Source organism: Streptomyces sp. NPDC029956, from assembly GCF_055574655.1.
Genome location: NZ_JBVHZJ010000003.1, coordinates 221310 through 244571, shown reverse-complemented (window position 1 = coordinate 244571; position 23262 = coordinate 221310). Strand labels below are relative to the sequence as shown.

Genomic DNA, 23262 nt, shown 5'->3' with positions numbered 1-23262 from the left:
GGTAGCGGGTTGTGCGACCTCTCCGCAGGGGTCCCTGGCCCCCCCCCCCCCCCCCCCCCCCCCCCCCCCGCCCCCCCCCCCCCCCCCCCCCGGGCCCCGCCGGGCGACCGGGGCCGGACCCCGTTCGACGGCGGCACGGCCGGGTCTCAGTCGAAGCGGATGTGGGAGAGGCCCACCCGGAGCCGCCGCAGCCGGTGCCGCAGCGGCCCGTCCGTGTTCGGCTCGGGCCGCAGCCCGGCCAGCTCCGCGACCCGGTCGGCCACCTCCGGGACCGTCAGCCGGTCCGTACGGAGGTGGTGGGCGAACTCCGGTGCCGCCAAGCGCTCCAGACACTCGTCGAGCTTGGCCACGGCGAAGCTCTCCCGCTTCAGTCCCCGCCCGAGGCCCCGCTCGGCCAGCCGCCCCAGGACCGTCTCCCGCTCGGCGAGCAACGCGACGTGACCCACCCGGTCCGCGCCGTGGTCCGCACGCAGCCGGCCGACGATCTCGGCGAAGTACGCCGGGTCGGTGAGCGTCATCGGGACGATCACGGGCCCTCGCCCGTACCGCCGGAGCGCCAGGTCCAGCACCTCGTGCACGCCCTGCCGCCAGGCCCGCAGGTCCTGGAAGTCGCCTCTGAGCGCGGGCGGCAGCGTCCGGTGCAGCCCGAAGCCGATGTGCTCCGGGTCGCACACCACGCCGCCCGGCAGCCTGCGCCGGAGCTCGTACGCGGTCTGCGTCTTGCCCCCGCCGAAGGGACCGTTGATCCACAGGAGCATCGAGGCACCCTCCCCGCTCGGCCCGCCGCGCTCAGCCCGCCGCGCCGCCGCCCGCCCGGACCAGGCCCGTCTCGTACGCGAGGACGACGACCTGGACCCGGTCACGCAGGCCCAGCTTGGTCAGGATGCGACCCACATGGGTCTTCACCGTCGCCTCGGAGAGAACGAGCCGGGCGGCGATCTCGCCGTTCGACAGGCCCTGCGCGACCAGCATCATCACCTCGCGCTCCCGGTCGGTGAGCCGCCCCAGCTCCTTGTGCTCGGGCTCCCTGCCCGACGACGGCAGCATCGGCGAGAAGCGGTCGAGGAGCCGCCGGGTGGTCGAGGGCGCGACCACCGCGTCCCCGCTGTGCACCGAGCGGATCGCGCCGAGCAGCTCCGCAGGCGGCACGTCCTTCAGCATGAAGCCGCTCGCACCCGCCTTCAGCCCCGAGAACGCGTACTCGTCGAGGTCGAAGGTGGTCAGGATCAGCACCTTCGGCGCGTCCGGCTGGGAGCAGATCCGCCGGGTCGTCTCCACCCCGTCGAGCTTGGGCATGCGCACGTCCATCAGCACCACGTCGACCGCCGTCGAGCGCAGCACCTCCAGCGCCTCGACCCCGTCGCCCGCCTCCGCCACGACCTCCATGTCCGGCTGGGCGGCGAGCACCATGCGGAAACCGGTGCGCAGCAGCACCTGGTCGTCGACAAGCATCACGCGGATGGACATCAGATTCCTTCGGGTCGTCAGTGAGCGGGTTTGAGAGGGAGCAGGGCGCTGATCCGGAAGCCTCCGCCGGGACGCGGGCCCGCGTCCAGCGTGCCGCCGACCATGCCGACCCGCTCCCGCATGCCGATCAGACCGTGACCCCGGCCGTCGGCACCCCCGTCCTCGTACATCTCCTGCGGCGCTCCCCGGCCGTCGTCCTCGACGAGCAGTCCGAGGCCGTCGTCGAAGTACACCAGCCGGACGCTGGCCCCGACGTCAGGACCGCCGTGCTTGCGCGAGTTGGTGAGGGCCTCCTGCACGATCCGGTACGCGGTGAGCTCGACGCCGCTGGGCAGCGGGCGGGGGCTCCCCTCGATCGCGAAGTCCACGGTCAGACCGGCGCCCCGCACCTGCTCGACCAGGTCCTCGATCTGCTTCACGTCGGGCTGCGGCACGTACTCCCCGGCCTCCTGGTGCTCGCCTGTCCGCAGGATGCCGAGCAGCCTGCGCATCTCGGCGAGCGCCTGCCGGCCGGTGGTGGAGATGGTGTCGAGGGCCTGCTTGGCGGTCTCCGGGGAGGTGTCCATGACGTACGCGGCGCCGTCGGCCTGCACGACCATCACCGACACGTTGTGCGCGACGACGTCGTGCAGCTCGCGGGCGATCCGGGCCCGCTCGGCGGCGACCGCGACCTTGGCCTGGGCCTCGCGCTCCTTCTCCAGGCGGGAGGCCCGCTCCTCCAGCTGCGCGAAGTAGGCGCGGCGGGTGCGGAGCGAGTCGCCGAGGACCCAGGCGAGCGCGAACGGCACCGTCATGATGATCGTGAAGAAGACCTGGGCCGCGCCCGACTGCGGGCCGTCCACCGGCCATCTCAGCTGCGAGAGCGTCGCGGCGGAGAGTCCGCCGGCCAGCGCGAGCCGGGACGCCCAGCGGGGTCCGTCGTGCGCGGCGACGGTGTAGATGATCACGAGCATGGCGAAGTCGGCCATGAACGGCGTCAGGCCGAAGGCGAGCTGCGCGAGCCCGAGGCCGACCGAGAGGACCAGCATCTTCTCCGGCGCGCGTCGCCTCATGGCCACGACGAGGGAGAAGAGCAGGGCGACGAGGGCGTACCCGACGGGGTGGCCCTCCACCGCATCCGTGCCCGCCGACACCACCCACAGCATGGAGAACCCGAGGAGGACGACGCCCCAGAAGGTGTCGACGCCCGTCGGGTGTCTGCGGATGAAGTCGTAAAGGCGCTGCACGTCACCCAGAGTAGGGAAGGGAGATAGGTGCAGGGATCAACCGTGGGGTCGATCCTTGACGAGGGCCCCGTACTCCCCGAGGTGGAGACTGGGGCGCGTGACGGATGAGACGTGTCAGTGGCAGGGGTGGCGACAGGCCACGGAACGGGCGCTGTACGGCCCCGGGGGCTTCTATCTGCGGCCCGAGGGGCCCGCGGGGCACTTCCGCACCTCGGTGCACGCCTCCCCGCTCTTCGCGGCGGCGGTGGCCCGGCTGCTCGCCGAGGTCGCGGAGGAGCTGGGGACGTCCGAGGTCGACCTCGTCGACGTGGGCGCGGGGCGGGGGGAGCTGCTCGCCGGTGTCCTCACCGCGATCGGGAGCGGGGCCGTCTCCCCGGGCGGGCGGGCGGCCGGCAACGCGGACGACGCAACGGGTGATGCCACGGGCGGCGGCGTCATGGGCGGCATCACGGGTGGCCGGGCGGGTGGCCTGACGGTCCGGGCGTACGCCGTCGAACGCGCGGAGCGGCCCGCCGGGCTCGATCCCCGGATCGAGTGGACCGACCGGCTGCCCCGGGGCGTACGGGGGCTGGTCTTCGCGAACGAGTGGCTCGACAACGTGCCGGTGGACGTCGCCGAGGCGGACGCGGAGGGCACGGCCCGGTACGTGGAGGTCCGCACGGACGGCACGGAGCGGCTCGGCGGGCCCGTCTCCGGCGCGGACGCGGAGTGGCTGGCCCGCTGGTGGCCGCTGCGGGAGCCGGGCGCGCGGGCCGAGATCGGCCGGCCGCGCGACGAGGCCTGGGCGTCGGCGGTGGCCTCCCTGTCGGCGGGCCGGGCGGTGGCCGTGGACTACGCGCACGTACGGGACGCCCGTCCGCCCTTCGGCTCGCTGACCGGCTTCCGGGCGGGCCGCGAGGTCCCGCCGGTCCCGGACGGCAGCTGCGACCTGACGGCGCACGTGGCGCTGGACGCGTGCGCGGCGGCGGTCGACGACGGCAGCGGCGACGGCGACAGCGGTCACAGAGACGCCGGTGGCAGCGGCTGCGATGGTGGCGAGGGCGGGCCGCGCATGGCCGAGCTGCTCACACAACGGGAGGCGCTGGGCCGCCTCGGGGTGTCCGGCGGGCGACCGCCGCTCTCGCTCGCCTCGACCGACCCCGTCGCGTACCTCCGCGCGCTCTCCTCCGCCGGGGAGGCCGCCGAGCTCACCGCCCGCGGCGGTCTCGGCGACTTCCTCTGGCTGACCCGGCGGGTCCCGGGCGGGGCTACGAGGCCTCCGGGGCAGGGGGGATACTGACCGCATGACGGAGACGACGGTCGGCATCGGCGGCGCGGCGGAGAGCACCGACATGGTGCTGAACATCGGGCCGCAGCATCCCTCGACCCACGGTGTGCTCCGGCTCCGGCTCGTGCTCGACGGCGAGGTCGTGCGGCAGGCCGAGCCGGTGATCGGCTATATGCACCGCGGCGCCGAGAAGCTCTTCGAGGCGCGGGACTACCGGCAGATCATCATGCTGGCCAACCGGCACGACTGGCTCTCCGCCTTCTCGAACGAACTCGGCGTGGTCATGGCCGTCGAGCGGATGCTGGGCATGGAGGTCCCGGAGCGCGCGGTGTGGACCCGTACGCTCCTCGCCGAGCTGAACCGGGTCCTCAATCATTTGATGTTCCTCGGCTCGTACCCCCTCGAACTGGGCGGCATCACCCCCGTCTTCCACGCCTTCCGGGAGCGGGAGGAGCTCCAGGCCGTGATGGAGGAGGTCTCCGGCGGCCGGATGCACTACATGTTCAACCGGGTCGGGGGCCTCAAGGAGGACCTGCCCGCCGGCTGGCTGGGCCGGGCCCGCCAGGCGGTCGCCGACGTCCGCTCGCGGATGGACGTGTACGACCGGCTCGTCCTCGGCAACGAGATCTTCCGGGGCCGTACGCGGGGGGTCGGCGTGCTGTCCCCGGCGGCGGTCCACGCGTACGGGGTGTCGGGGCCCATCGCCCGTGCCTCGGGCGTCGACTTCGACCTGCGCCGCGACGAGCCGTACCTGGCCTACGGCGAGCTCCAGGACACCCTGCGGGTCGCGGTGCGCGAGGAGGGCGACTGCCTGGCCCGGTTCGAGTGCCTGCTGGAGCAGACGCACAACTCCCTGGACCTCGCGGACGCGTGCCTGGACCGGATGGCGGAGCTGCCGCAGGGGCCGATCAACCAGCGGCTGCCGAAGGTGCTCAAGGCGCCGGAGGGCCACACGTACGCGTGGACCGAGAATCCGCTCGGCGTCAACGGCTACTACCTGGTGTCCAAGGGAGAGAAGACCCCCTACCGGCTGAAGCTGCGCTCGGCGTCGTTCAACAACATCCAGGCCCTGGTGGAACTGCTGCCGGGGACGCTGGTCGCTGACATGGTGGCGATCCTGGGGTCGCTGTTCTTCGTCGTCGGCGACATCGACAAGTAGCGAGGCCCTGCTCCGAGCCCCCGGGGCGGTGCTGTCGTCCCCGAGCCCCCGGGGCGGTGCTGTCGTCCCCGGCCCGGGTGTCCGCCCTGGTCAGCCCTTCCGGCGCATCACGACGTACTCCCGCTCCTCCTTGCCGGGGCGGCGCCGGTCGACCACCGTCCAGCCCCAGCGCACGTACCGGTCCGTGAGTTCCGGTACGTCGAGGGTCATGAGGAGGGCCGGCCCGGGCGTCCCGGCCGCGAGCAGGGCGTCGTGGAGGCCGCGGCCGATGCCGCGCCCCTGGTGACCGGGGGCGACGACGAGTTCGGCGAGTTCGAAGGCGGTCTCAGCGCCGGTCAGTACGGTGTCCGTCCACCCGGCCGCGAATCCGAGCAGGGCGCCTTCGGCGTCGAGCGCGACCACCGCGGTGAAGTCGTCCCTCCGCGCGGCCGAGTCGAGCAGCCGGTCCACGGTGCGCACGGCGCCGAGCGGCGGCTCGTGCCAGGGAGCGCCGCAGAAGGCCTGGGCGCTCAGGGCGAGCAGTTCGTCGCGGTGCCCGGCCGCCTCACCGGCCGGGAGGTCGGTGAGGCGGTACGTCACGAGTTCACCGCTCCGCGCAGTTCGGCCACGTCGAGCTGCTCGGTCTCGTCGTGCGCGGTCAGGTCGATGACGTGGCCGACCGCCTGCGCCTGCCCCGGCGTCAGCGGGTTCCCCGGCGTCCCCGTGGGGCCGATCGGAGTGAGGAGCGGGGCACCGAGCGCCGTCTGCGCCGCCAAGGCCTCCTCGAGGACCTCTTCGCCCACCACGTCGGCCAGGTCCGTGTGCTGCACCGCCTCGATCGCGGCCGCCGCCTTCTGCATGCCGAAGAAGTCGAAGCCGCCCTCGGGCCGCGGGACGGGCCTGCGGGCCGCGTACGGGACGATCGCGGACGCCGTCGGCACCGCCGGGACCTTCGTGGACGCGGACGGGAGCGCGAGGGCGGCCGGTCGGCTGTGCTCGGTTCCGTCGGCCGCCGCGTGCTTCCCCTGCGGCTCCTCCGTCTCACGGGCCCGCTCCGCGAGGTCGCGCGCGCGGGCGGCCTCGGCGGTGCGGCGGGCCTGCTGGGCTGCCGCGTTGCGCGGGAGGTCACGCAGTGCCTGGGCCGGGCGGCGGTAGGCCTCGGGGGTGGGCGTGGAGCTTCCGGCGGTCAGCGCCTTGGCGTCGCCGTCCTTGCCGGCCGCCGACTCCAGTGCCAGGACGCGGGCGCCTTCCAGCGCGCTGGCCCGCTCGGTCTCGGCCGTGGCGTACCGGCGGAGCAGATCGGCGTGCTCGCCGCGGAGCCCGGCCAGCTCCACCCGCTTGGCGCGGAGTTTCGCGTCGAGCCGGGAGCGGAGCGCACGGGCCTCCTCGAGGTCGGACTCCAGCTCGGCGACCCGCTCCTCCGCCTTCCACTGGTCGGCGGTGCGGGCCCGGTCGAGCTCGGCGACCCGCAGTCCCGCGCTCCGGTCCCAACTGCGCATGAGGACGGCACCGGTGACGGCGGCGGCGGCCGCGGCGGCCGCGAGCAGCCGTACGACGATCAGGTCACCGGGCAGCCAGGCGGCCGCGGCACACACGACCGCGGCGCCGGCGACCGCGGAGGGCGGCAGCAGCTTGTGCAGAGGCGGGGAATGGCGGTGGCGTCCACGTGGCATGGCCTGAAATTTACCGTGCGTAGGCGCCGTGTGGGGTGTCGGCCCGGCAATCTCTTGGCCACTTCTCGTCACCAGAAGTGGAAATCCACCGTTCCGGTTCCGTTTCGGGCCGACGGCCCTCACCCGACGCCTACTTCTTGAGCAGCCCCTTCGTCTGCAGATACTCCTTGGCGACGTCCTCCGGCTTCGCCCGCTCGGCGTCGACCTTGCGGTTGAGTTCGGCGAGATCCGCTGTGGTCAGCACCTTGGTGATCTTGTCCAGGGCGGCGGCTATCTCGGGGGAACCGGCGTCCTTGGCGTTGACCACGGGCAGCACGTTGTCGGCGTTCTGCAGCTTCTTGTCGTCTTCGAGGAAGACCAGGCCGTAACTGTCGACGGTGGCGTCCGTGGTGGTCGTCAGGACCAGCTGGTCCACCCCGTCCTTGACCGCCTGCTTGGCCTGCGGGGTACCGACGCCCTTGGGGTCGATCCCGGTCACGTCGATCCCGTACGTCTTCTTCAGGCCGGGCGCGCAGAACGGCCGCACCGCGCATTCGTCACCGGCGGCGATCTTCACCTTCAGCTTCGAACCACCGAGATCGGAAAGCGTCTTCAGCTTGTTCTTCTCGGCGAATTCCTTCGTCACCGCGAACGCGTTCTGATCGACCGCCTCACCGACCGCGAGCACCTTCAGGCCGCGCGGTTCGGCGAGCTTCCGCAGCGCCTCGACCGTGGCCGTCGCGTCACCGGAGGCGACCGGCTTGTCCTCGGGCGCCTTCGGCCCGTTCACCTTCGCGTTGAGGAATTCCGCGATGGTCGCCGCGTATTCGGGGACGACGTCGATCTCGCCCTTCTCCAGCGACGGCTCGTACAGCTCACGATTCTTCACGGTGGTTATGGATACGGAGTATCCGGCGTCCCGCAGCGCCTGGGCGTACAGCTCGGCGAGCACCTTCGCCTCGGTGAAGGCCGCCGCGCCGACGACCAGCGAGCCCTTCTCCGCGGATCCGGAGTTCCCGGCGTCCCCGGAGCCTCCCGAGCCCTTCTTGCCCTCCTCCAGGCTGTCGCCGCCGCACGCGGCCAGCGCGACGGCCAGTGCCGCCGTTCCCAGCACCGCGCCCGCGATACGCGAGACCCTGTTCACGAGATCACCCATCCCCACTCAGCGTTTGCCCAGTTGATCGAGTCGTCGGTCGAGTTGTCGGTCGAGGCGTCGCCCGAAGCGTCGCTCGCGTCGTTCTGGCGTGGCCGCTCGTGTCGTTGCCCGATCCGTCTGCTCGAAGCGTGGAAAGAGCAGCCGGTCCGCGCCCACCAGGACGCCCTCCACCAGGAGGGCGAGCAGGGCCACCAGGACCGCGCCCGCGACGACCTGCGCGGTGTCGTACGTGGCGAAGCCGGCCGTGATGATCCGGCCCAGGCCACCCTGGCCGACCATCGCCGCGACCGTCGCCGTGGCCACCACCTGCACGGCCGCCGAGCGCACCCCCGTCATCACCACCGGCCGGGCCAGCGGCAGTTCGACCTGCCGGAAGAGCTGCCCGCCGGTCATCCCCATGCCCCGCGCGGCGCGTACCGCGGCCGGGTCCACCTCCCGCACGCCCACGTAGGCGTTGGTGAGGAGCGGGGGTATCGCGAACAGCACGAGGGCCACGACGGTCGGCACGTACCCGGCGTTCCGCAGGGGGGACACCATGAACAGGGCGAGCACCGCGAAGACCGGGACCGCCCGCCCCACGTTCGACACGTTCACCGCGAGGGCCCCGCCCCGGCCGAGGTGGCCGAGCCAGAGGCCCAGCGGCAGCGCGAGCGCCGCGGCGATCAGCAGCGCCGCCCCGCTCACGTACACGTGCTCGGCGAGCCGCTGTCCGACGCCCTCCTCGCCCGTCCAGTGCGCGCCGGTGGTGAGCCAGCCCCAGGCGTCCGTCACCACGCCCATCTCACCCACCTCCCGGCGCGGTCCGTATCCGGGTCCACGGCGTGAGCAGCCGCTGGAGTCCCAGGAGCAACAGGTCGGCGGCGACGGCGAGAAGCACGCACAGCACCGAGGCGGCGAGCATCTGCGCCTTGAAGAAGGTGGGCAGCGCGTCCTCGATGAGGTTGCCGAGGCCGCCGCGGCCGACGACCGAGCCGACCGTCGTCAGCGCGATCGTGGAGACCGTCGCCATCCGTATCCCCGCCATCAGCACCGGGAGCGCCAGCGGCAGTTCGACCTGCCACAGGAGACGCAGCGCGCCGAACCCCATGCCCCGGGCGGCCTCCCGCGTCTCGGCGGGCACGGCGGCGAGTCCCGCGAGGGTGTTCCGCACGAGGATCGTCAGCGCGTACAGCACGAGGCCGGTGACCACGAGCGCCGACGACAGCCCGAAGAGGGGCAGCAGCAGGGAGAACATGGCGAGCGACGGCACCGTGTAGAGCAGGGTGGTCAGTCCGAGGACGGGGCCCGCGAAGCGGGGTTCGGCCCGCACGAGCAGCGCGAGCGGCACCGCGACGGCGAGCGCGATCAGCACGGACACGACCGTGATTCCCACATGCTGGAGCGTGGCGTCGGTCAACTCCTGGGAGCGCGTGCGCAGATACTCACCGCAGATCCAGTCGTTGGTGACCAGACAGTTCGGTGCGCTCATCCGTCCCTCCCCCCGGGTCGCCGATCTTCCGAACGCATGTCTGACGACCCTAACCCCCGCCACCGACAATCCCCGAGACCCGCCACAATGCGGCAACACGCCCTTCACACACCCCCGGCATCCAGGGGCCAGAATGGGGAACCATGATCCGGTTCGAGCACGTGACCAAGCGGTACCCGGACGGCACCACCGCCGTCGACGACCTCTCCTTCGAGGTGGCGGAGGGCGAACTCGTCACCCTGGTCGGACCGTCCGGCTGCGGCAAGACGACCACGATGATGATGGTGAACCGGCTGGTCGAGCCGACCTCCGGCCGTGTGCTCGTCGACGGCGAGGACATCGCCGGTGTCGACCCCGTCGCCCTGCGCCGCAAGATCGGCTACGTCATCCAGCAGGTCGGGCTCTTCCCCCACCGCACGGTCCTCGACAACACCGCGACCGTCCCCGCCCTCCTCGGCTGGAAGAAGGCGGCCGCACGCGCGCGTGCGGCCGAACTCCTCGACCTGGTCGGCCTCGACCCGGCCGTCTACGGCTCCCGCTACCCCGCGCAGCTCTCCGGCGGCCAGCGCCAGCGCGTCGGCGTGGCCCGCGCCCTCGCGGCGGACCCGCCGGTCCTCCTCATGGACGAACCGTTCGGCGCCGTCGACCCGGTGGTCCGCGAGCGCCTCCAGAACGAGTTCCTCGCCCTCCAGGCCACCGTTCGCAAGACCGTCCTCCTCGTCACCCACGACATCGAGGAGGCCGTCCGCATGGGCGATCGCATGGCGGTCTACGGGCAGGGCCGCATCGAGCAGTTCGACGCGCCCGCGACCGTCCTGGGCGCCCCCGCCACCCCGTACGTCGCGGACTTCGTCGGCAGCGACCGCGGCCTGAAGCGGCTCGCGGTCACGCCCGTCACGGAGGCCGACCTCGAACCCGTACCCGCGGGAGGTCCCGCGGCGACGGACAAGCCCGGAAGCCGGGACGGCGCCCCCGCCCCCGACCCCGTCCCGCTCGGGACCTCGCTCAAGGACGCCCTCGCCGTGCTCCTCCAGCACGACACGGGCCGGCTCACGGTCACCGGCGACGACGGCCGGCCGCTCGGCGTCCTCACCCCGGAGGGCGTCCACCGCGCCCTGCGCCGGGCGTCCGCACCGGCCCCGGCGCCGGCTTCCTGAGCGGGACTCAGGTCGCGCTGAGCTTGCCGCTCATCCAGACGAGACCCGGCGGGATCTCGCGGTTCCACGTGTTGAAGTTGTGGCCGCCGCTCTCCAGCGTGATCGACGAGACCTTCGCCGGGCTCTTCACCTTCTTGATGAAGTCGAGCGTGGCCCGCCGGTTGCCCTCGCCCTGCTTCGACGTCGTCACCAGGAACGACGACTGGCCCTGCGGCCGGTGGTCCAGGCTCCACAGCAGGTCTCCCCGCTTGCGCAGGCTGTCGTCCCCGTGGAAGAGGTCACCGGTCGTCACGTCCTCCGCCGCCCGGTAGTACGCGGAGAACCCCGCCCCTGCGGCGAACCGGTCGGGGTGGTGCAGGGCGATCTTCAGCGCGCAGTACCCACCGGTGGAGTTCCCCATGAAGCCCCAGTTACGGGGCTTCGTGCCGACCCGGTACGTCTCCGAGACCGCCTTCGGCAGGTCCTCCGCGAAGAAGGTCTCCGTCTGCGGACCACCCGGGATGTCCACGCACTCGGTGTCCCGCGGCGGCGCCACCGTCGGGCGGAGCATCACCAGGATCATCGGCTGCATCCGGCCCTCCTTCGCCTGGAGGTAGGCCGTCTTCGGGTACTTCAGCCCTTTGATCAGGTTCTCCGCCGTGCCCGGATACCCCGTCAGCACCACCGCGGCGGGAAAGGTGCGCTTGGCGTACTTCGGCTGGAAGTACTCCGGCGGCAGGTACACGTAGGCCGGCGAGACGATCCCGGACCGCTCCCCCGCCACGACGACCTTCTGTATCTGGCCGGCGGTCGTGGGACGTCCGCCGGCCGGCACGTCGAGCCCCTGCTTCCCCACCACCTTGAGGTCCTTCGAACCGGCCGAGTGGTCGACGACCACGCCCATGTCCTGTTCCTGCCCGAACAGGTCGGCCCATGAGCCGTAGAAGAGGAAGGAACGATTCGCCGCCAGGCCTACCGCGGCGAACAGCGCCAGCTGCGTCACCAGCAGCAGTCCGATCCGCCCCACCACCGCCCGCCAGCCACGACGCGCGAGCCGCGGCCAGAGCCAGACCGTGACGAGGAACAGCGCCACGGCCGCCACGACCGCCACCACGAGGACTTTGTTGCTGGTGAGACCCATGGGGCGACCGAGCCTTCTTTCTGAGAATTTCCTGTGGACCGATGAACCCGACTCCGCACGGTTCCGTCCTAGAAGGCGCACCACCCGGAACGGCCCGCCGAACGCGCCGCAGGGCCCGACCGGAGTCAAGGACTCTTCGCAGGACCACGGGAAGCACGGGAAGCCATGTCTGTGACAGTAGATGGGGACAAATCAGGATTGGTTCCGGTTCGAGTACGCCGGATTCTCCGCGGCCCCCGCCCCGAGAAGGTCCCCGCGCTCGTCGGCACCGCCTGCACCCTGATCGGCCTCATCGACATCGCCGCCGGCGTCTTCCCCCGCTTCCGCGCCAGCCGGATGCACGCCATGGCAGAGATCCTCCCCGGCACCCTCGGGCCCCTCTCCGCCGCCCTCTCCCTCAGCGCCGGCGTCCTCCTGCTGCTCCTCGCCCACGGCCTCAAGCGGCACAAGCGCCGCGCCTGGCGCGCCGCCGTGGTCCTCCTGCCCCTCGGCGCCGTCGCCCAGTTCGTCTGGCGCCACTCCGTCCTCGGCGCCCTCCTCTCCCTCGCACTCCTCGCACTCCTCCTGCGCCACCGCGGCGAGTTCGCCGCCCTGCCCGACCCCCGCAGCCGCTGGCGCGCACTCGCCAACTTCGTCCTCATGGGCGCCGGATCCATCGCCCTCGGCCTCGTCATCGTCAGCGCCCACCCGCGCCGCGTCATCGGCAGCCCCAGCCTCGCCGACCGCCTCGAACACGTCCTCTACGGACTCTTCGGCGTCGAAGGCCCCGTCGACTACAGCAACGGCGTCGACTGGACCGTCGGCTACTCCCTCGGCGCCCTCGGCATGCTCACCGCCCTCACCACCATCTACCTCGCCTTCCGCCCCGAGCACCCCGCCGCCCGCCTCACCGCCGAGGACGAGGTCCGGCTGCGCGCCCTCCTCGACCAGCACGGCGGCCGCGACTCCCTCGGCCACTTCGCCCTCCGCAGCGACAAGGGCGTCGTCTTCTCCCCCAGCGGAAAGGCCGCCGTCTGCTACCGCGTCGTCTCCGGCGTCATGCTCGCCAGCGGCGACCCCATCGGCGACGTCGAGGCCTGGCCCGGCGCCATCGAACGCTTCATGGACGAGGCCAAGGCCCACTCCTGGACCCCCGCCGTCATGGGCTGCTCCGAGACCGGCGGCCAGGTCTGGACCCGCGAGACCGGCCTCGACGCCCTCGAACTCGGCGACGAGGCGGTCGTCGACGTCGCGGATTTCTCCCTCTCCGGCCGGGCCATGCGCAACGTCCGCCAGATGGTGAAGCGCATCGAGCGCAACGGCTACACCACCCGGGTCCGCCGCGTACGTGACCTCGACGACGCCGAACTCGAGCAGGTCCGCCGGGCCGCCGCCGACTGGCGCGGCACCGACACCGAACGCGGCTTCTCCATGGCCCTCGGCCGCATCGGCGCCCCCGGCGACGGCGACGCCGTGATAGCGACCGCCCACAAGACCGACACCGAAGACGACCCGGACTCCGTCTACGGCGACCTCAAGGCGATCATCCACTTCGTCCCCTGGGGCCCGGACGGCATGTCCCTCGAACTCATGCGCCGCGACCGCTCCGCCGACCCCGGCATGAACGAGCTCCTCATCGTCGCCGCCCTCCAGGCCTCTCCCGGCCTCGGCATCGCGCGCGTGTCCCTCAACTTCGCCATGTTCCGCTCGGCACTCGCCCGCGGCGAGAAGATCGGCGCCGGACCCGTCCTGCGCGTCTGGCGCGGACTCCTCGTCTTCCTCTCCCGCTGGTTCCAGATCGAGTCGCTGTACAAGTTCAACGCCAAGTTCCGGCCCCGCTGGGAACCCCGCTTCGTCGTCTACCGCAAGAGCCGCGACCTCCCCCGCATCGGCTTCGCCGCCATGCAGGCCGAAGGCTTCGTGAACCTCGCGCTGCCCCGCCCCTTCACCCGCAGGCGCCCCGCCCCGGCCCCGCGCCCCTGCGCCCACATCGTCCCCACCCCCTCGGAGCGCGAGGTCCGGGCCGCCTGATGCCGCTCCTGGGCCCTACGCTGGACACATGAGTACGACGATCGACAGGGGTACGGCCCGGGGCCTGCCGGAGTGGGACCGCTGCGCGGTCATGGGCGTGGTCAACGTGACCCCCGACTCCTTCTCCGACGGCGGCCGCTGGTTCGACACCACGGCCGCCGTCAAACACGGCCTCGACCTCGTCGCCGAGGGCGCCGACCTCGTCGACGTCGGCGGCGAGTCCACCCGGCCCGGCGCCAGCCGCGTCGACGAGGAGGAGGAACTCCGCCGCGTCGTCCCCGTCGTCCGCGGCCTCGCGGCCGAAGGCGTCACCGTCTCCGTCGACACCATGCGCGCCCGCGTCGCCGCCCGCGCCGTAGAAGCCGGCGCCCTCCTCGTCAACGACGTCAGCGGCGGCCTCGCCGACCCCGGCATGGTCCCCGCCGTCGCCGCCGCCGAAGTCCCCTTCGTCGTCATGCACTGGCGCGGATTCAGCCAGGACATGAACAGCCTCGCCGTGTACGACGACGTCGTCACCGAGGTCGTCGGCGAACTCCGCACCCGCCTGGAGGCCGTCGTCGACGGCGGCATCGACCCCGAGCGCATCGTCGTCGACCCGGGCCTCGGCTTCGCCAAGCTCGCCCCCCACGACCTCGCCCTCGTCGCCCACCTCCCCGAGCTCCGCGCCCTCGGCCGCCCCCTCCTCGTCGCCGCCTCCCGCAAGCGTTTCCTCGGCCACGTCCTCACCCGGGAGGGCGCCGCACCGCCGCCCGCGCGCGAACGCGACGCCGCCACCGCCGCCATCTCCGCCCTCGCCGCCCACGCGGGCGCGTGGGCCGTCCGCGTCCACGAGGTCCGGGCCACCGCCGACGCCGTACGGGTCGCCCGCGCCGTCGAGGGAGCCGCGTGAGCCGCAGCGCCGACGAGGCGGCCGTCGAAGCCGCCAACACCGCCTTCTACGAGGCGATGGAGACCGGCGACTTCGAGGGCGTCTCGGCGCTCTGGCTCGACGACGGCGCCACCCCCATCACCTGCGTCCACCCCGGCTGGCCCGTCCTCACCGGCCGCGGCGAGGTGCTCCGCTCGTACGCGCTGATCATGGCGAACACCGAGTACATCCAGTTCTTCCTCACCGACCTCAAGATCTCGCTCGCCGGCGGGACCGCCGTGATCACCTGCACCGAGAACATCCTCAGCGGCGGCCCCGCCGAGGACGGCGCCGAACTGGGCCCCCTCGTCGGACAGCTCGTCGTCGCCACCAATGTGTTCCGCCACACACCCGACGGCTGGCGGATCTGGTCCCACCACGCCTCCCCGGTGCTCACGGACACCGAGGAAACACCGGACGAGGAGCCGGGCGGCGACACCCCGTGACCACCCCACCACCCGCCTCGCGGACCCGTCCGAGGCCCCCACGGGCAAGCTCTGTCGGTCCCCGCAGGTAGATTCGATGCTGGACACCCGGCCGTCCGCACCCGGTTGCGTGGCCACCGAACTACGACAGCAGGAGTGATTCGCGTGGATCGTGTCGCGCTGCGCGGCCTCAAGGCCCGGGGCCACCACGGCGTCTTCCCCAAGGAGCGCGAGGAGGGCCAGACCTTCATCGTGGACCTGGTCCTCGGCCTGGACACCCGCCCGGCGGCCGCCGACGACGACCTGGCGAAGACCGTGCACTACGGGATCGTCGCCGAAGAAGTCGTCGACGTCGTCCAGGGCGAGCCGGTCGACCTCATCGAAACGCTCGCCGAGCGCATCGCCCAGCAATGTCTCAGCCACACCGGGGTACAAGAGGTGGAGGTCGTCGTCCACAAGCCGGACGCGCCCATCACCGTGCCGTTCGACGACGTGACCATCACGATCACCCGGAGCCGACGATGAAGCCGATGCAGAGCGACCCCACCGTCCAGCCCGTACCGGCCTCCGTCGTCGCGACCGTCGACGCAGCCGACACGACGCTGTCCAACCCGCGCTGGGCCGTCGTGGCCCTCGGCGCCAACCTCGGCAACCGCCTGGAGACCCTCCAGGGGGCCGTCGACGCCCTCGCGGACACCCCGGGCCTCCGGGTCAAGGCCGTCTCCCCCGTGTACGAGACGGAGCCCTGGGGCGTCGAGCCCGACACCCAGCCCGCGTACTTCAACGCCGTCGCGCTCGTGAAGACGACGCTGCCGCCCTCCTCCCTCCTGGAGCGGGCCCACGCCGTCGAGGAGGCCTTCCACCGCGTCCGCGAGGAGCGCTGGGGCGCCCGCACCATCGACGTCGACATCGTCGCCTACGCGGACGTGGTCTCCGAGGACCCCGTCCTCACCCTCCCGCACCCCCGCGCCCACCAGCGCGCCTTCGTCCTCGCCCCCTGGCACGACGTGGACCCCGAGGCCCAGCTCCCCGGCCGCGGCACCGTCGCCGCGCTCCTCGACGCCCTCGGCGACGACGGCATCGCCCGCCGCGCCGACCTGGAACTCCGTCTGCCCGAGTAGTCGTTACGCTTCGTGGCAGATCCACAGCGGACCACGACCGACGACCAGGAGAAGGACACCCGGTGAAACAACTGCGGCTGAAGGTGCTCGCCGGACTGTTCCTCGTGGCCGGCGTCCTCTCCTGGGGCGCCGCACGGCTCTGGGACGCGTTCGGCACCCTGCCCAGCGTGCCGATCGCCGCGCCCATCGTCCTCGCCGTGATCGCGGTCGTCCTCACCGCGACCGCCCTCTCGATCCGGGCCCGCCTCAAGGCCCAGCGCGAGCGCCGCCCGGGCGCCAAGGGCGTCGAACCCCTGATGGCGGCCCGCGCGGTGGTCTTCGGTCAGGCGAGCGCCCTGGTGGCCGCCCTCGTCGCCGGCATGTACGGCGGCACGGGCGTCTTCCTCCTCGGCTCGCTCGACGTCCCGGCACGCCGCGACCAGGCCCTCTACGCGGCCCTCTCGGTGGCGGCGGGCATCGCCGTCATCGCGGCCGCCCTCTTCCTGGAGCGCGTCTGCAAGCTCCCGGAGGACGAGGACGAGGGCCCGGGCAAGGCCCGGGTCTGATTCCGTCCGGCGAGGGGCCCCGCGCTCAGCGGCAGAGCTCGTCGAGATCCTCGGAGAAGCTCGCGAACTCGGCCTGCGCCTCGCCGATGATCTCCCGAGCGCCCCGGCGGGGCGTGGTCGCGTACCGCCCGGCCAGATCAGCCAGGTCGGCGTCCGGGCGCGCCTCCCGCTCCCCGTACAGAGCGGCCTCCATCGGCCCGAAGCCGTCGGCCAGCACCCACAGGAGGTCGGACAGGTTCCCGGCGACCACGCCGCGTTCGCCCTCGGACCCCAGGAACACCACGGGCTGCTCGTCGAGCGGCCGCCCCGGCCGCACACACCAGATCGCGGCGAGACCGCCGGTCCCGTCCTGCCCGAAGACGCGGTAGGCGTCGCCGTCGAGCGCGTGGTTGCCGGTCCAGTTCCGGAGCCAGTCGGTGGTCTCCTCGACCGAGTCGAAGACGTTGTACGGCTCGAAGTCGACGCCCTCACCCTCTTCGCCGTAGTCGAACTCGACCCGGGCGACAGCGGCCAACGCGTCAGGAAAGCGGCGGTCGCCGCCGAACGTCTCGATCACCCGCGCAGGCTAGCCGCCTCCACCGACATCCCCGCGCCCGGGGCAGGGGGCCGTACCCCCTACGCATCCCACTTGATCAGCGAGCGGCTCCGCTGATCGGGGACGGTAGGGAGCGCGGCGGACAGCTCGCTGCTAACGGGCCAGTATCAGGGACATGGCCTCGGCACGGGTGGTCGCGTCACGAAGCTGACCGCGTACCGCCGAGGTGGTCGTCTTGGCGCCCGGCTTGCGGATGCCTCGCAGGGACATGCACATGTGCTCGGCCTCGATGACGACGATCGCGCCGCGCGCCTCGAGAATCCGCATCAGCGAATCGGCGATCTGCGTCGTCAGACGCTCCTGGACCTGCGGGCGCCGCGCGAAGACGTCGACCAGACGCGCCAGCTTCGACAGGCCCGTGATCTTGCCGCTGTCCGCCGGGATGTAGCCCACATGGGCCACACCGTGGAACGGAAGCAGGTGATGTTCGCAGAAGGAAACGAGCTCGATGTCCTTCACGAGCACCATCTCATCGTGCCCGAGATCGAAAGTCGTGGTCAGAACATCCTCAGGCTCCTGACGCATTCCGGCCAGCAGCTCCCGGTACGCACGTGCAACGCGCGCAGGCGTCTTCTGCAGACCCTCGCGGTCCGGGTCCTCGCCGACCGCGATGAGGAGCTCGCGTACGGCCGCCTCGGCGCGCTTCTCGTCGAACTCGCCGATCGTGCCCTCGCCGTCCAGCGTCACCGGGTCGGTCATCTCTGTGCCTCGTTCCGTCTGACTGATGTGCGCGGAAATGCCGCGCCCCCACAGGCTAAAACCTGTGGGGGCGCGGCAGCCATTCCGGGGTGGGGCGGTCAGTCCTCCGGGGTGTCCACCGGGGCGATCTCGATGCCCTTCGTGGTGTCGACCGCGGGGGCCGCCGATCCGTTCGCCGTGTTCGTCAGGGCGAGCTCCTTGGGGGAGAGCACCGGCGGACGCGTGGACGGGGTACGGCGGGAGGAGCCGGTCCAGGCCGGACGGGCCGGGCGCCGGACGATGGGGGTGAAGATCTCGGCGATCTCCTCCTTGCCCAGCGTCTCCTTCTCCAGAAGGGCGAGGACCAGGTTGTCGAGGACGTCACGGTTCTCGACGAGGATCTCCCAGGCCTCGTTGTGCGCGGTCTCGATGAGCTTCTTGACCTCTTCGTCGACCAGCGCCGCGACCTCTTCCGAGTAGTCGCGCGGGTGCGACATCTCCCGGCCGAGGAACGGCTCGGTGTTGTCGCCACCGAACTTGATCGCGCCGAGACGCTCGGTCATGCCGTACTGGGTGACCATCGCGCGAGCCGTGGCCGTGGCCTTCTCGATGTCGTTGGCGGCGCCGGTGGTCGGGTCGTGGAAGACCAGTTCCTCCGCCGCACGGCCGCCCAGCATGTACGCCAGCTGGTCGAGCATCTCATTGCGGGTGGTCGAGTACTTGTCCTCGTCCGGCAGGACCATCGTGTAGCCCAGGGCACGGCCGCGGGACAGGATGGTGATCTTGTGGACGGGGTCGGAGTTCGGCGAGGCCGCCGCGACGAGGGCGTGGCCGCCCTCGTGGTACGCGGTGATCTTCTTCTCCTTGTCCGACATGATCCGGGTCCGCTTCTGCGGGCCCGCGACCACACGGTCGATCGCCTCGTCCAGTGCCGCGTTGTCGATCAGCTTCTGGTCGCCGCGAGCGGTGAGGAGCGCCGCCTCGTTGAGGACGTTGGAGAGGTCCGCGCCGGTGAAGCCGGGGGTGCGTCGGGCGACGGCGCCGAGGTCGACGTCCGGTGCGACCGGCTTGCCCTTCTGGTGGACCTTGAGGATCTCCAGACGGCCCAGCATGTCCGGGCGGTCGACGGCGATCTGCCGGTCGAAGCGTCCGGGACGCAGGAGGGCGGGGTCGAGGATGTCGGGCCGGTTCGTGGCGGCGATCAGGATGACGCCGCCCTTCACGTCGAAGCCGTCCATCTCGACGAGCAGCTGGTTGAGCGTCTGCTCGCGCTCGTCGTGACCGCCGCCGAGGCCGGCGCCGCGGTGGCGTCCGACGGCGTCGATCTCGTCGACGAAGACGATGGCGGGCGCGTTGGCCTTGGCCTGCTCGAAGAGGTCACGGACCCGGGAGGCACCGACACCGACGAACATCTCGACGAAGTCGGAACCCGAGATCGAGTAGAACGGGACCCCGGCCTCGCCGGCGACGGCGCGCGCGAGGAGCGTCTTGCCGGTTCCGGGCGGGCCGTAGAGCAGGACGCCCTTGGGGATCTTGGCGCCGACGGCCTGGAACTTGGCCGGCTCCTGGAGGAACTCCTTGATCTCGTGGAGTTCCTCGACGGCCTCGTCCGAGCCCGCGACGTCGGCGAAGGTGGTCTTCGGCGTGTCCTTGGTGATGAGCTTCGCCTTGGACTTGCCGAACTGCATGACGCGGGAGCCGCCGCCCTGCATCTGGTTCATCAGGAAGAGGAAGACGACCACGATGAGGACGAAGGGGAGGAGCGAGAGCAGGATCGAGACGAAGGGCGACTGCTTCGTCGGCGAGACGGTGTAGCCCTTCTCGATCTGCCCGGCCTCGAACTTCTCCTGCAGCTTGTCCGCGACGTCGACGCCCTGGGAGCCGATGTAGCTGGCCTGGACCTTGCTGCTGTTGTCGATCTTCTGACCGTCGACGAGCTCGATCTTGATGATCTGCTCGTCACCGGTGGTGACCTTTGCCTGCTTGACCTGGTTCTTGTCGATCGCCTGGACGACCTTGCCGGTGTCCACCGTCTTGTAGCCCTCGGACGAGCCGACGACCTGCATCAGCACGACCACGGCGAGGACGGCCAGCACGATCCACATGACCGGCCCACGGAAGTATCGCTTCACGTCCATCCATACGGAGCGAGAACGCCCCGTCCCTCCTGCCCGTAGGAAAATGCTGCTGTGAGAGCTGCTGTGTGAAAAAGCTGTTCTTCGGACGGTACCTCAGCATCGTCGCCCGCGACCGCCTTCCCGTGGTTCAACGGGGGGAAGGCGGTGCGGGTTCCCCGTACGGCCCGGGTGTTCAGCCGCCGTAGACGTGCGGGGCGAGCGTGCCGACGAACGGAAGGTTCCGGTACTTCTCGGCGTAGTCGAGGCCGTAGCCCACGACGAACTCGTTGGGGATGTCGAAACCGATCCACTTGACGTCGATCGCGACCTTCGCGGCCTCGGGCTTGCGCAGCAGCGTGCAGACCTCGAGGGAGGCCGGCTCGCGCGAGCCGAGGTTCGACAGGAGCCAGGACAGGGTCAGGCCGGAGTCGATGATGTCCTCGACGATCAGGACGTGCTTGCCCTTGATGTCGGTGTCGAGGTCCTTGAGGATCCTGACGACGCCCGAGGACTGGGTGCCGGCGCCGTAGGAGGACACGGCCATCCAGTCCATGGTGACGGGAGTGGAAAGGGCGCGAGCCAGATCCGCCATCACCATCACGGCGCCCTTGAGGACGCCGACGATGAGCAGGTCCTTGCCCGCGTATTCCGCGTCGATCTTCGCGGCCAGCTCTGCCAGCTTGGCGTCGATCTCTTCCTTGGTGATGAGCACCGACTGGAGGTCGGTGCCCATGTCCTTCTCGTTCACCCGGGTCACTTTCGTTGCAGCGTGCGTCAGCCTTGCCGGATGACCAGTCTGCCACCCTGGCGGCGGGCTTCGACGCGACCGGGCAGGTTGATGGCCCCCTGGCCGCGCCAGCCGGTGATGAGCCGGTCGACTTCTTCGATGTGCCGGGCGAAGAGGGAGCCGGCGGGTGCGCCCTCGGCGATGACGGCGCGGCGCAGGACGCGGCGGCGTACGGCGGGGGGCAGGCCGTGGAGCTTGGCGCACTCCAGGGCGCCCGCCTCGTCGCGTACACGGGTCTCGGCGTCGGCGGCCCAGGTGTCGAGGGCGTCGGCGTCGTCGCGGGAGAGTTGGGCCGTTCGGGCGAGGGCTTCGACGACGCCCTTGCCGAGGGCCTTCTCGAGGGCGGGGAGGCCCTCGTGGCGGAGCCTGGAGCGGGTGTAGGCGGGGTCGCTGTTGTGGGGGTCGTCCCAGACGGCGAGCTCCTGCGCGACGCAGGCCTTGCGGACGGTCTGGCGGTCGAGCTGGAGGAAGGGACGCCGGTAGCGGCCGGAGGCGCCGGAGATCGCGGCCATGCCGGAGAGCGAGCGGATCCCGGAGCCTCGGGCGAGCCCGAGCAGGACGGTTTCCGCTTGGTCGTCGCGGGTGTGGCCGAGGAGGATCGCGGCGGCTCCGTGGCGTTCGGCGGCGGCGTCGAGGGCCGCGTACCGCGCGTCGCGTGCGGCGGCCTCGGGGCCTCCTTCGCGTCCGACGGTGACGGCGACGGCCTCGGAGGGGGTGAGGCCGAGTGCGGTCATGCGCGCGACGACCTCGCCCGCGCGGGTGTCGGAGCCGTCCTGGAGCCCGTGGTCGACGGTGATGCCGCCGGCGCGCACGGGAAGCTTGCGGGCCTCGAAGGCGAGGGCGGAGGCGAGCGCCATGGAGTCGGCGCCTCCGGAGCAGGCGACGAGCACGAGGGGCGTGTGTGCGTCGCGTGCGGGAGCGGGGTCGGTCTGGTGCTCGGTGAGAACGTCGTGGAGTACGCGGCGGACCGCCAGGCGTATCGCCGCGACCGCAGGATGGGGACCCATGTCCGGTGCCCTTCGTGAATGGGGTGGGGTGCCTCGGTCGGAGTCTTAACGGTCGGAAAGGGGGGTTCGGTCACTCAGAGTGCGTCGATGGTGACAGAAACCCGGCCGTTACCCGAGCATTGCACGCCTCACCCCATGCCCAGGGTCCCTCGGATGGGTGATTGGTGAGGTGTTCCGACGTGTTCCTGTGTCGTGTGCCGCACCTGTCTCACGAGTCTGCCTTACGGTGCACCCTCGCGATCCAGTCGGCGGGAGCGGCGATCTCGGTCTTGGTGGGGAGCGTGTTGGGCGAGGTCCAGACGCGGTTGAAGCCGTCCATGCCGACCTGGTCGACGACGGCGCGGACGAAGCGCTCGCCGTCGCGGTACTGGCGGAGCTTGGCGTCGAGGCCGAGGAGCTTGCGCAGGGCGAGGTCGAGGCGGGAGGCGCCGCGGGCGCGTCGCTGCTGGAACTTCTCGCGGATCTCGGCGACGGAGGGGACGACCTGGGGTCCGACGCCGTCCATGACGTAGTCGGCGTGGCCTTCCAGGAGCGACATGACGGCCGTGAGGCGACCGAGGATCTCGCGCTGCTCGGGGGTCTGGACGAGTTCGACGAAGGAGGGGGTGGGTTCGCCCTCCTCGCCTTCGGGGCGGCCGCCGGCAAGGGTCTGGGCGGCTTCGCGGAGGCGTTCGACGACGGTGCCGGGGTCGACGTCGGTGGCGGCGAGGAACGACTGGATTTCGCCCTGGAGGTGGTCGCGGAGCCAGGGGACGGCGGTGAACTGGGTGCGGTGGGTCTCCTCGTGGAGGCAGACCCAGAGCCGGAAGTCGTGCGGGGAGACTTCGAGTTCGCGTTCGACGTGGACGATGTTGGGCGCGACGAGGAGAAGGCGTCCGCCGCCGTTGGCGCCGGCCGGGAGGTCGCGGGTGGCGGGGGCGAAGGTCTCGTACTGGCCGAGGATGCGGGAGGCGAGGAACGACAGGAGCATGCCGAGTTCGACGCCGGTGACCTTGCCGCCGACGGCGCCGAGCACGGCGTTGCCGGGGGTGGTGGAGCGGCGGTCCTGCATCTTGCCGAGGAGCGGGGTGAGGAGCTCGCGGAAGCCTGCGACGTTGGCCTTGATCCAGCCGGCCCGGTCGACGACGAGGACGGGCGTGTCGTGCGGCTCCATGCCCTCGGGGATCATCCGGGTGTAGGCCCGGACGTGTTCCTCCGACGCCTTGGCGTGCTTGCGGAGTTCGGCGACGACCTCGCGGGCCTCGTCGCGGCTGACTTCGGGTCCGGGCCGCACGAGGCGGGTCGCGGTCGCGACCGCGAGGTTCCAGTCGACCATCCCGGATGTGCCTGCGCCACCGATGCTCGTCATGCGTCAACCGTACGGTCTCGAAGGCTGTTCGGGGTGGGTTCGGTACGGCTTCCGTGCGGCTCGGGGCGGTG

Annotated in this window: 24 protein-coding genes; 9 read left to right on the top strand and 15 right to left on the bottom strand. The window is 71.7% G+C overall.

The genetic code is table 11. The annotated features are described in order from the left end of the window. Positions 1-146: 146 nt before the first annotated feature. The 3 genes from ACZ4XX_RS03615 to ACZ4XX_RS03605 are packed head-to-tail and all read right to left on the bottom strand — an operon-like array spanning position 147 to position 2693. Entirely contained in the window at positions 147-758 is a 612-nt protein-coding gene (locus ACZ4XX_RS03615) for an AAA family ATPase (protein ID WP_468506338.1), read from the bottom strand. 31 nt (positions 759-789) lie between these two features. After that, complete coding sequence (locus ACZ4XX_RS03610) at positions 790-1467, bottom strand: response regulator transcription factor (protein ID WP_318210642.1); 678 nt, start codon at positions 1465-1467, stop codon at positions 790-792. A 17-nt stretch (positions 1468-1484) separates the two neighbouring features. Beyond that, positions 1485-2693, bottom strand: a complete 1209-nt coding sequence (locus ACZ4XX_RS03605) for a sensor histidine kinase (RefSeq protein ID WP_468506337.1) — start codon at positions 2691-2693, stop codon at positions 1485-1487. A gap of 97 nt (positions 2694-2790) precedes the next feature. Between ACZ4XX_RS03605 and ACZ4XX_RS03600 the strand changes: the two genes are divergently transcribed. After that, complete coding sequence (locus ACZ4XX_RS03600) at positions 2791-3972, top strand: SAM-dependent methyltransferase (protein WP_468506336.1); 1182 nt, start codon at positions 2791-2793, stop codon at positions 3970-3972. Positions 3973-3976: 4 nt separating this feature from the next. Beyond that, positions 3977-5119 (top strand): NADH-quinone oxidoreductase subunit D, encoded by a 1143-nt coding sequence (locus tag ACZ4XX_RS03595; RefSeq protein ID WP_209495425.1) that lies wholly within the window; start codon positions 3977-3979, stop codon positions 5117-5119. A 90-nt stretch (positions 5120-5209) separates the two neighbouring features. Here the strand turns inward: ACZ4XX_RS03595 and ACZ4XX_RS03590 are convergent, their stop codons facing one another. The 5 genes from ACZ4XX_RS03590 to ACZ4XX_RS03570 all read right to left on the bottom strand — a co-directional run bounded on the left by ACZ4XX_RS03590 (position 5210) and on the right by ACZ4XX_RS03570 (position 9374). Next, a complete protein-coding gene (locus ACZ4XX_RS03590; RefSeq protein WP_468506335.1) occupies positions 5210-5698 on the bottom strand; it encodes a GNAT family N-acetyltransferase in 489 nt (162 codons plus the stop codon). Then, the gene (locus tag ACZ4XX_RS03585; protein WP_468506334.1) at positions 5695-6771 is read right to left on the bottom strand and encodes a hypothetical protein; all 1077 of its coding nucleotides are present in this window, start codon (positions 6769-6771) and stop codon (positions 5695-5697) included. The genes ACZ4XX_RS03590 and ACZ4XX_RS03585 overlap by 4 nt, the downstream gene beginning before the upstream one ends. Before the next feature lie 130 nt (positions 6772-6901). Next, the gene (locus ACZ4XX_RS03580) at positions 6902-7906 is read right to left on the bottom strand and encodes an ABC transporter substrate-binding protein (protein ID WP_468506333.1); all 1005 of its coding nucleotides are present in this window, start codon (positions 7904-7906) and stop codon (positions 6902-6904) included. A gap of 6 nt (positions 7907-7912) precedes the next feature. Continuing rightward, the gene (locus ACZ4XX_RS03575; RefSeq protein ID WP_468506332.1) at positions 7913-8686 is read right to left on the bottom strand and encodes an ABC transporter permease; all 774 of its coding nucleotides are present in this window, start codon (positions 8684-8686) and stop codon (positions 7913-7915) included. 1 nt (position 8687) lies between these two features. Next, complete coding sequence (locus ACZ4XX_RS03570; protein ID WP_468506331.1) at positions 8688-9374, bottom strand: ABC transporter permease; 687 nt, start codon at positions 9372-9374, stop codon at positions 8688-8690. 143 nt (positions 9375-9517) lie between these two features. On the opposite strand from ACZ4XX_RS03570, the gene ACZ4XX_RS03565 reads away from it, so the two are divergent. Then, on the top strand, positions 9518-10531 hold the full coding sequence (locus ACZ4XX_RS03565; RefSeq protein ID WP_468506330.1) for an ABC transporter ATP-binding protein: 1014 nt from the start codon (positions 9518-9520) through the stop codon (positions 10529-10531). 7 nt (positions 10532-10538) lie between these two features. Here the strand turns inward: ACZ4XX_RS03565 and ACZ4XX_RS03560 are convergent, their stop codons facing one another. After that, entirely contained in the window at positions 10539-11651 is a 1113-nt protein-coding gene (locus ACZ4XX_RS03560) for an alpha/beta hydrolase (protein ID WP_468506329.1), read from the bottom strand. A gap of 165 nt (positions 11652-11816) precedes the next feature. Between ACZ4XX_RS03560 and ACZ4XX_RS03555 the strand changes: the two genes are divergently transcribed. From ACZ4XX_RS03555 to ACZ4XX_RS03530, 6 genes are all read left to right on the top strand, one after another. Next, on the top strand, positions 11817-13661 hold the full coding sequence (locus ACZ4XX_RS03555; RefSeq protein WP_468506328.1) for a phosphatidylglycerol lysyltransferase domain-containing protein: 1845 nt from the start codon (positions 11817-11819) through the stop codon (positions 13659-13661). 28 nt (positions 13662-13689) lie between these two features. Further along, the gene (gene folP / locus ACZ4XX_RS03550) at positions 13690-14550 is read left to right on the top strand and encodes a dihydropteroate synthase (protein WP_468506327.1); all 861 of its coding nucleotides are present in this window, start codon (positions 13690-13692) and stop codon (positions 14548-14550) included. Then, positions 14547-15014 carry a nuclear transport factor 2 family protein gene (locus ACZ4XX_RS03545; RefSeq protein WP_468506326.1) on the top strand — a complete coding sequence of 156 codons (468 nt, stop codon included), beginning with the start codon at positions 14547-14549 and terminating at the stop codon, positions 15012-15014. The genes folP and ACZ4XX_RS03545 overlap by 4 nt, the downstream gene beginning before the upstream one ends. Before the next feature lie 144 nt (positions 15015-15158). Continuing rightward, positions 15159-15518, top strand: a complete 360-nt coding sequence (folB, locus tag ACZ4XX_RS03540) for a dihydroneopterin aldolase (RefSeq protein WP_073907907.1) — start codon at positions 15159-15161, stop codon at positions 15516-15518. Further along, entirely contained in the window at positions 15515-16114 is a 600-nt protein-coding gene (gene folK, locus ACZ4XX_RS03535) for a 2-amino-4-hydroxy-6-hydroxymethyldihydropteridine diphosphokinase (RefSeq protein WP_468506325.1), read from the top strand. The genes folB and folK overlap by 4 nt, the downstream gene beginning before the upstream one ends. A 62-nt stretch (positions 16115-16176) precedes the next feature. Beyond that, the gene (locus tag ACZ4XX_RS03530) at positions 16177-16659 is read left to right on the top strand and encodes a DUF3180 domain-containing protein (protein ID WP_468506324.1); all 483 of its coding nucleotides are present in this window, start codon (positions 16177-16179) and stop codon (positions 16657-16659) included. A 25-nt stretch (positions 16660-16684) separates the two neighbouring features. Here ACZ4XX_RS03530 and ACZ4XX_RS03525 read toward each other — a convergent pair whose 3' ends face one another. From ACZ4XX_RS03525 to ACZ4XX_RS03500, 6 genes are all read right to left on the bottom strand, one after another. Further along, positions 16685-17215 (bottom strand): SMI1/KNR4 family protein, encoded by a 531-nt coding sequence (locus ACZ4XX_RS03525; RefSeq protein ID WP_468506323.1) that lies wholly within the window; start codon positions 17213-17215, stop codon positions 16685-16687. Positions 17216-17347: 132 nt separating this feature from the next. Beyond that, the gene (gene folE / locus ACZ4XX_RS03520; protein ID WP_468506322.1) at positions 17348-17953 is read right to left on the bottom strand and encodes a GTP cyclohydrolase I FolE; all 606 of its coding nucleotides are present in this window, start codon (positions 17951-17953) and stop codon (positions 17348-17350) included. A gap of 98 nt (positions 17954-18051) precedes the next feature. After that, entirely contained in the window at positions 18052-20070 is a 2019-nt protein-coding gene (ftsH, locus tag ACZ4XX_RS03515) for an ATP-dependent zinc metalloprotease FtsH (RefSeq protein WP_468506321.1), read from the bottom strand. Positions 20071-20242: 172 nt separating this feature from the next. Further along, positions 20243-20782 (bottom strand): hypoxanthine phosphoribosyltransferase, encoded by a 540-nt coding sequence (hpt, locus tag ACZ4XX_RS03510; RefSeq protein ID WP_030219931.1) that lies wholly within the window; start codon positions 20780-20782, stop codon positions 20243-20245. 41 nt (positions 20783-20823) lie between these two features. Continuing rightward, positions 20824-21843, bottom strand: coding sequence for a tRNA lysidine(34) synthetase TilS (gene tilS, locus ACZ4XX_RS03505; RefSeq protein ID WP_209495438.1), 1020 nt, complete (start codon positions 21841-21843; stop codon positions 20824-20826). Positions 21844-22051: 208 nt separating this feature from the next. Further along, the gene (locus tag ACZ4XX_RS03500; RefSeq protein ID WP_468506320.1) at positions 22052-23191 is read right to left on the bottom strand and encodes a zinc-dependent metalloprotease; all 1140 of its coding nucleotides are present in this window, start codon (positions 23189-23191) and stop codon (positions 22052-22054) included. Between the last annotated feature and the right edge of the window lie 71 nt (positions 23192-23262).

Excerpts from the sequence above, each read along its gene's own strand:
- folE (WP_468506322.1), bottom strand. The coding sequence starts at position 17,953 with ATGACCGACCCGGTGACGCTGGACGGCGAGGGCACGATCGGCGAGTTC.
- ACZ4XX_RS03580 (WP_468506333.1), bottom strand. The coding sequence starts at position 7,906 with ATGGGTGATCTCGTGAACAGGGTCTCGCGTATCGCGGGCGCGGTGCTG.
- ACZ4XX_RS03595 (WP_209495425.1), top strand. The coding sequence starts at position 3,977 with ATGACGGAGACGACGGTCGGCATCGGCGGCGCGGCGGAGAGCACCGAC.
- ACZ4XX_RS03615 (WP_468506338.1), bottom strand. The coding sequence starts at position 758 with ATGCTCCTGTGGATCAACGGTCCCTTCGGCGGGGGCAAGACGCAGACC.
- ACZ4XX_RS03500 (WP_468506320.1), bottom strand. The coding sequence starts at position 23,191 with ATGACGAGCATCGGTGGCGCAGGCACATCCGGGATGGTCGACTGGAAC.
- ACZ4XX_RS03610 (WP_318210642.1), bottom strand. The coding sequence starts at position 1,467 with ATGTCCATCCGCGTGATGCTTGTCGACGACCAGGTGCTGCTGCGCACC.
- ACZ4XX_RS03575 (WP_468506332.1), bottom strand. The coding sequence starts at position 8,686 with ATGGGCGTGGTGACGGACGCCTGGGGCTGGCTCACCACCGGCGCGCAC.
- ACZ4XX_RS03565 (WP_468506330.1), top strand. The coding sequence starts at position 9,518 with ATGATCCGGTTCGAGCACGTGACCAAGCGGTACCCGGACGGCACCACC.
- ACZ4XX_RS03555 (WP_468506328.1), top strand. The coding sequence starts at position 11,817 with ATGTCTGTGACAGTAGATGGGGACAAATCAGGATTGGTTCCGGTTCGA.
- tilS (WP_209495438.1), bottom strand. The coding sequence starts at position 21,843 with ATGGGTCCCCATCCTGCGGTCGCGGCGATACGCCTGGCGGTCCGCCGC.
- folP (WP_468506327.1), top strand. The coding sequence starts at position 13,690 with ATGAGTACGACGATCGACAGGGGTACGGCCCGGGGCCTGCCGGAGTGG.
- ACZ4XX_RS03570 (WP_468506331.1), bottom strand. The coding sequence starts at position 9,374 with ATGAGCGCACCGAACTGTCTGGTCACCAACGACTGGATCTGCGGTGAG.
- folK (WP_468506325.1), top strand. The coding sequence starts at position 15,515 with ATGAAGCCGATGCAGAGCGACCCCACCGTCCAGCCCGTACCGGCCTCC.
- ACZ4XX_RS03585 (WP_468506334.1), bottom strand. The coding sequence starts at position 6,771 with ATGCCACGTGGACGCCACCGCCATTCCCCGCCTCTGCACAAGCTGCTG.
- ACZ4XX_RS03560 (WP_468506329.1), bottom strand. The coding sequence starts at position 11,651 with ATGGGTCTCACCAGCAACAAAGTCCTCGTGGTGGCGGTCGTGGCGGCC.
- hpt (WP_030219931.1), bottom strand. The coding sequence starts at position 20,782 with ATGGGCACCGACCTCCAGTCGGTGCTCATCACCAAGGAAGAGATCGAC.
- ftsH (WP_468506321.1), bottom strand. The coding sequence starts at position 20,070 with ATGGACGTGAAGCGATACTTCCGTGGGCCGGTCATGTGGATCGTGCTG.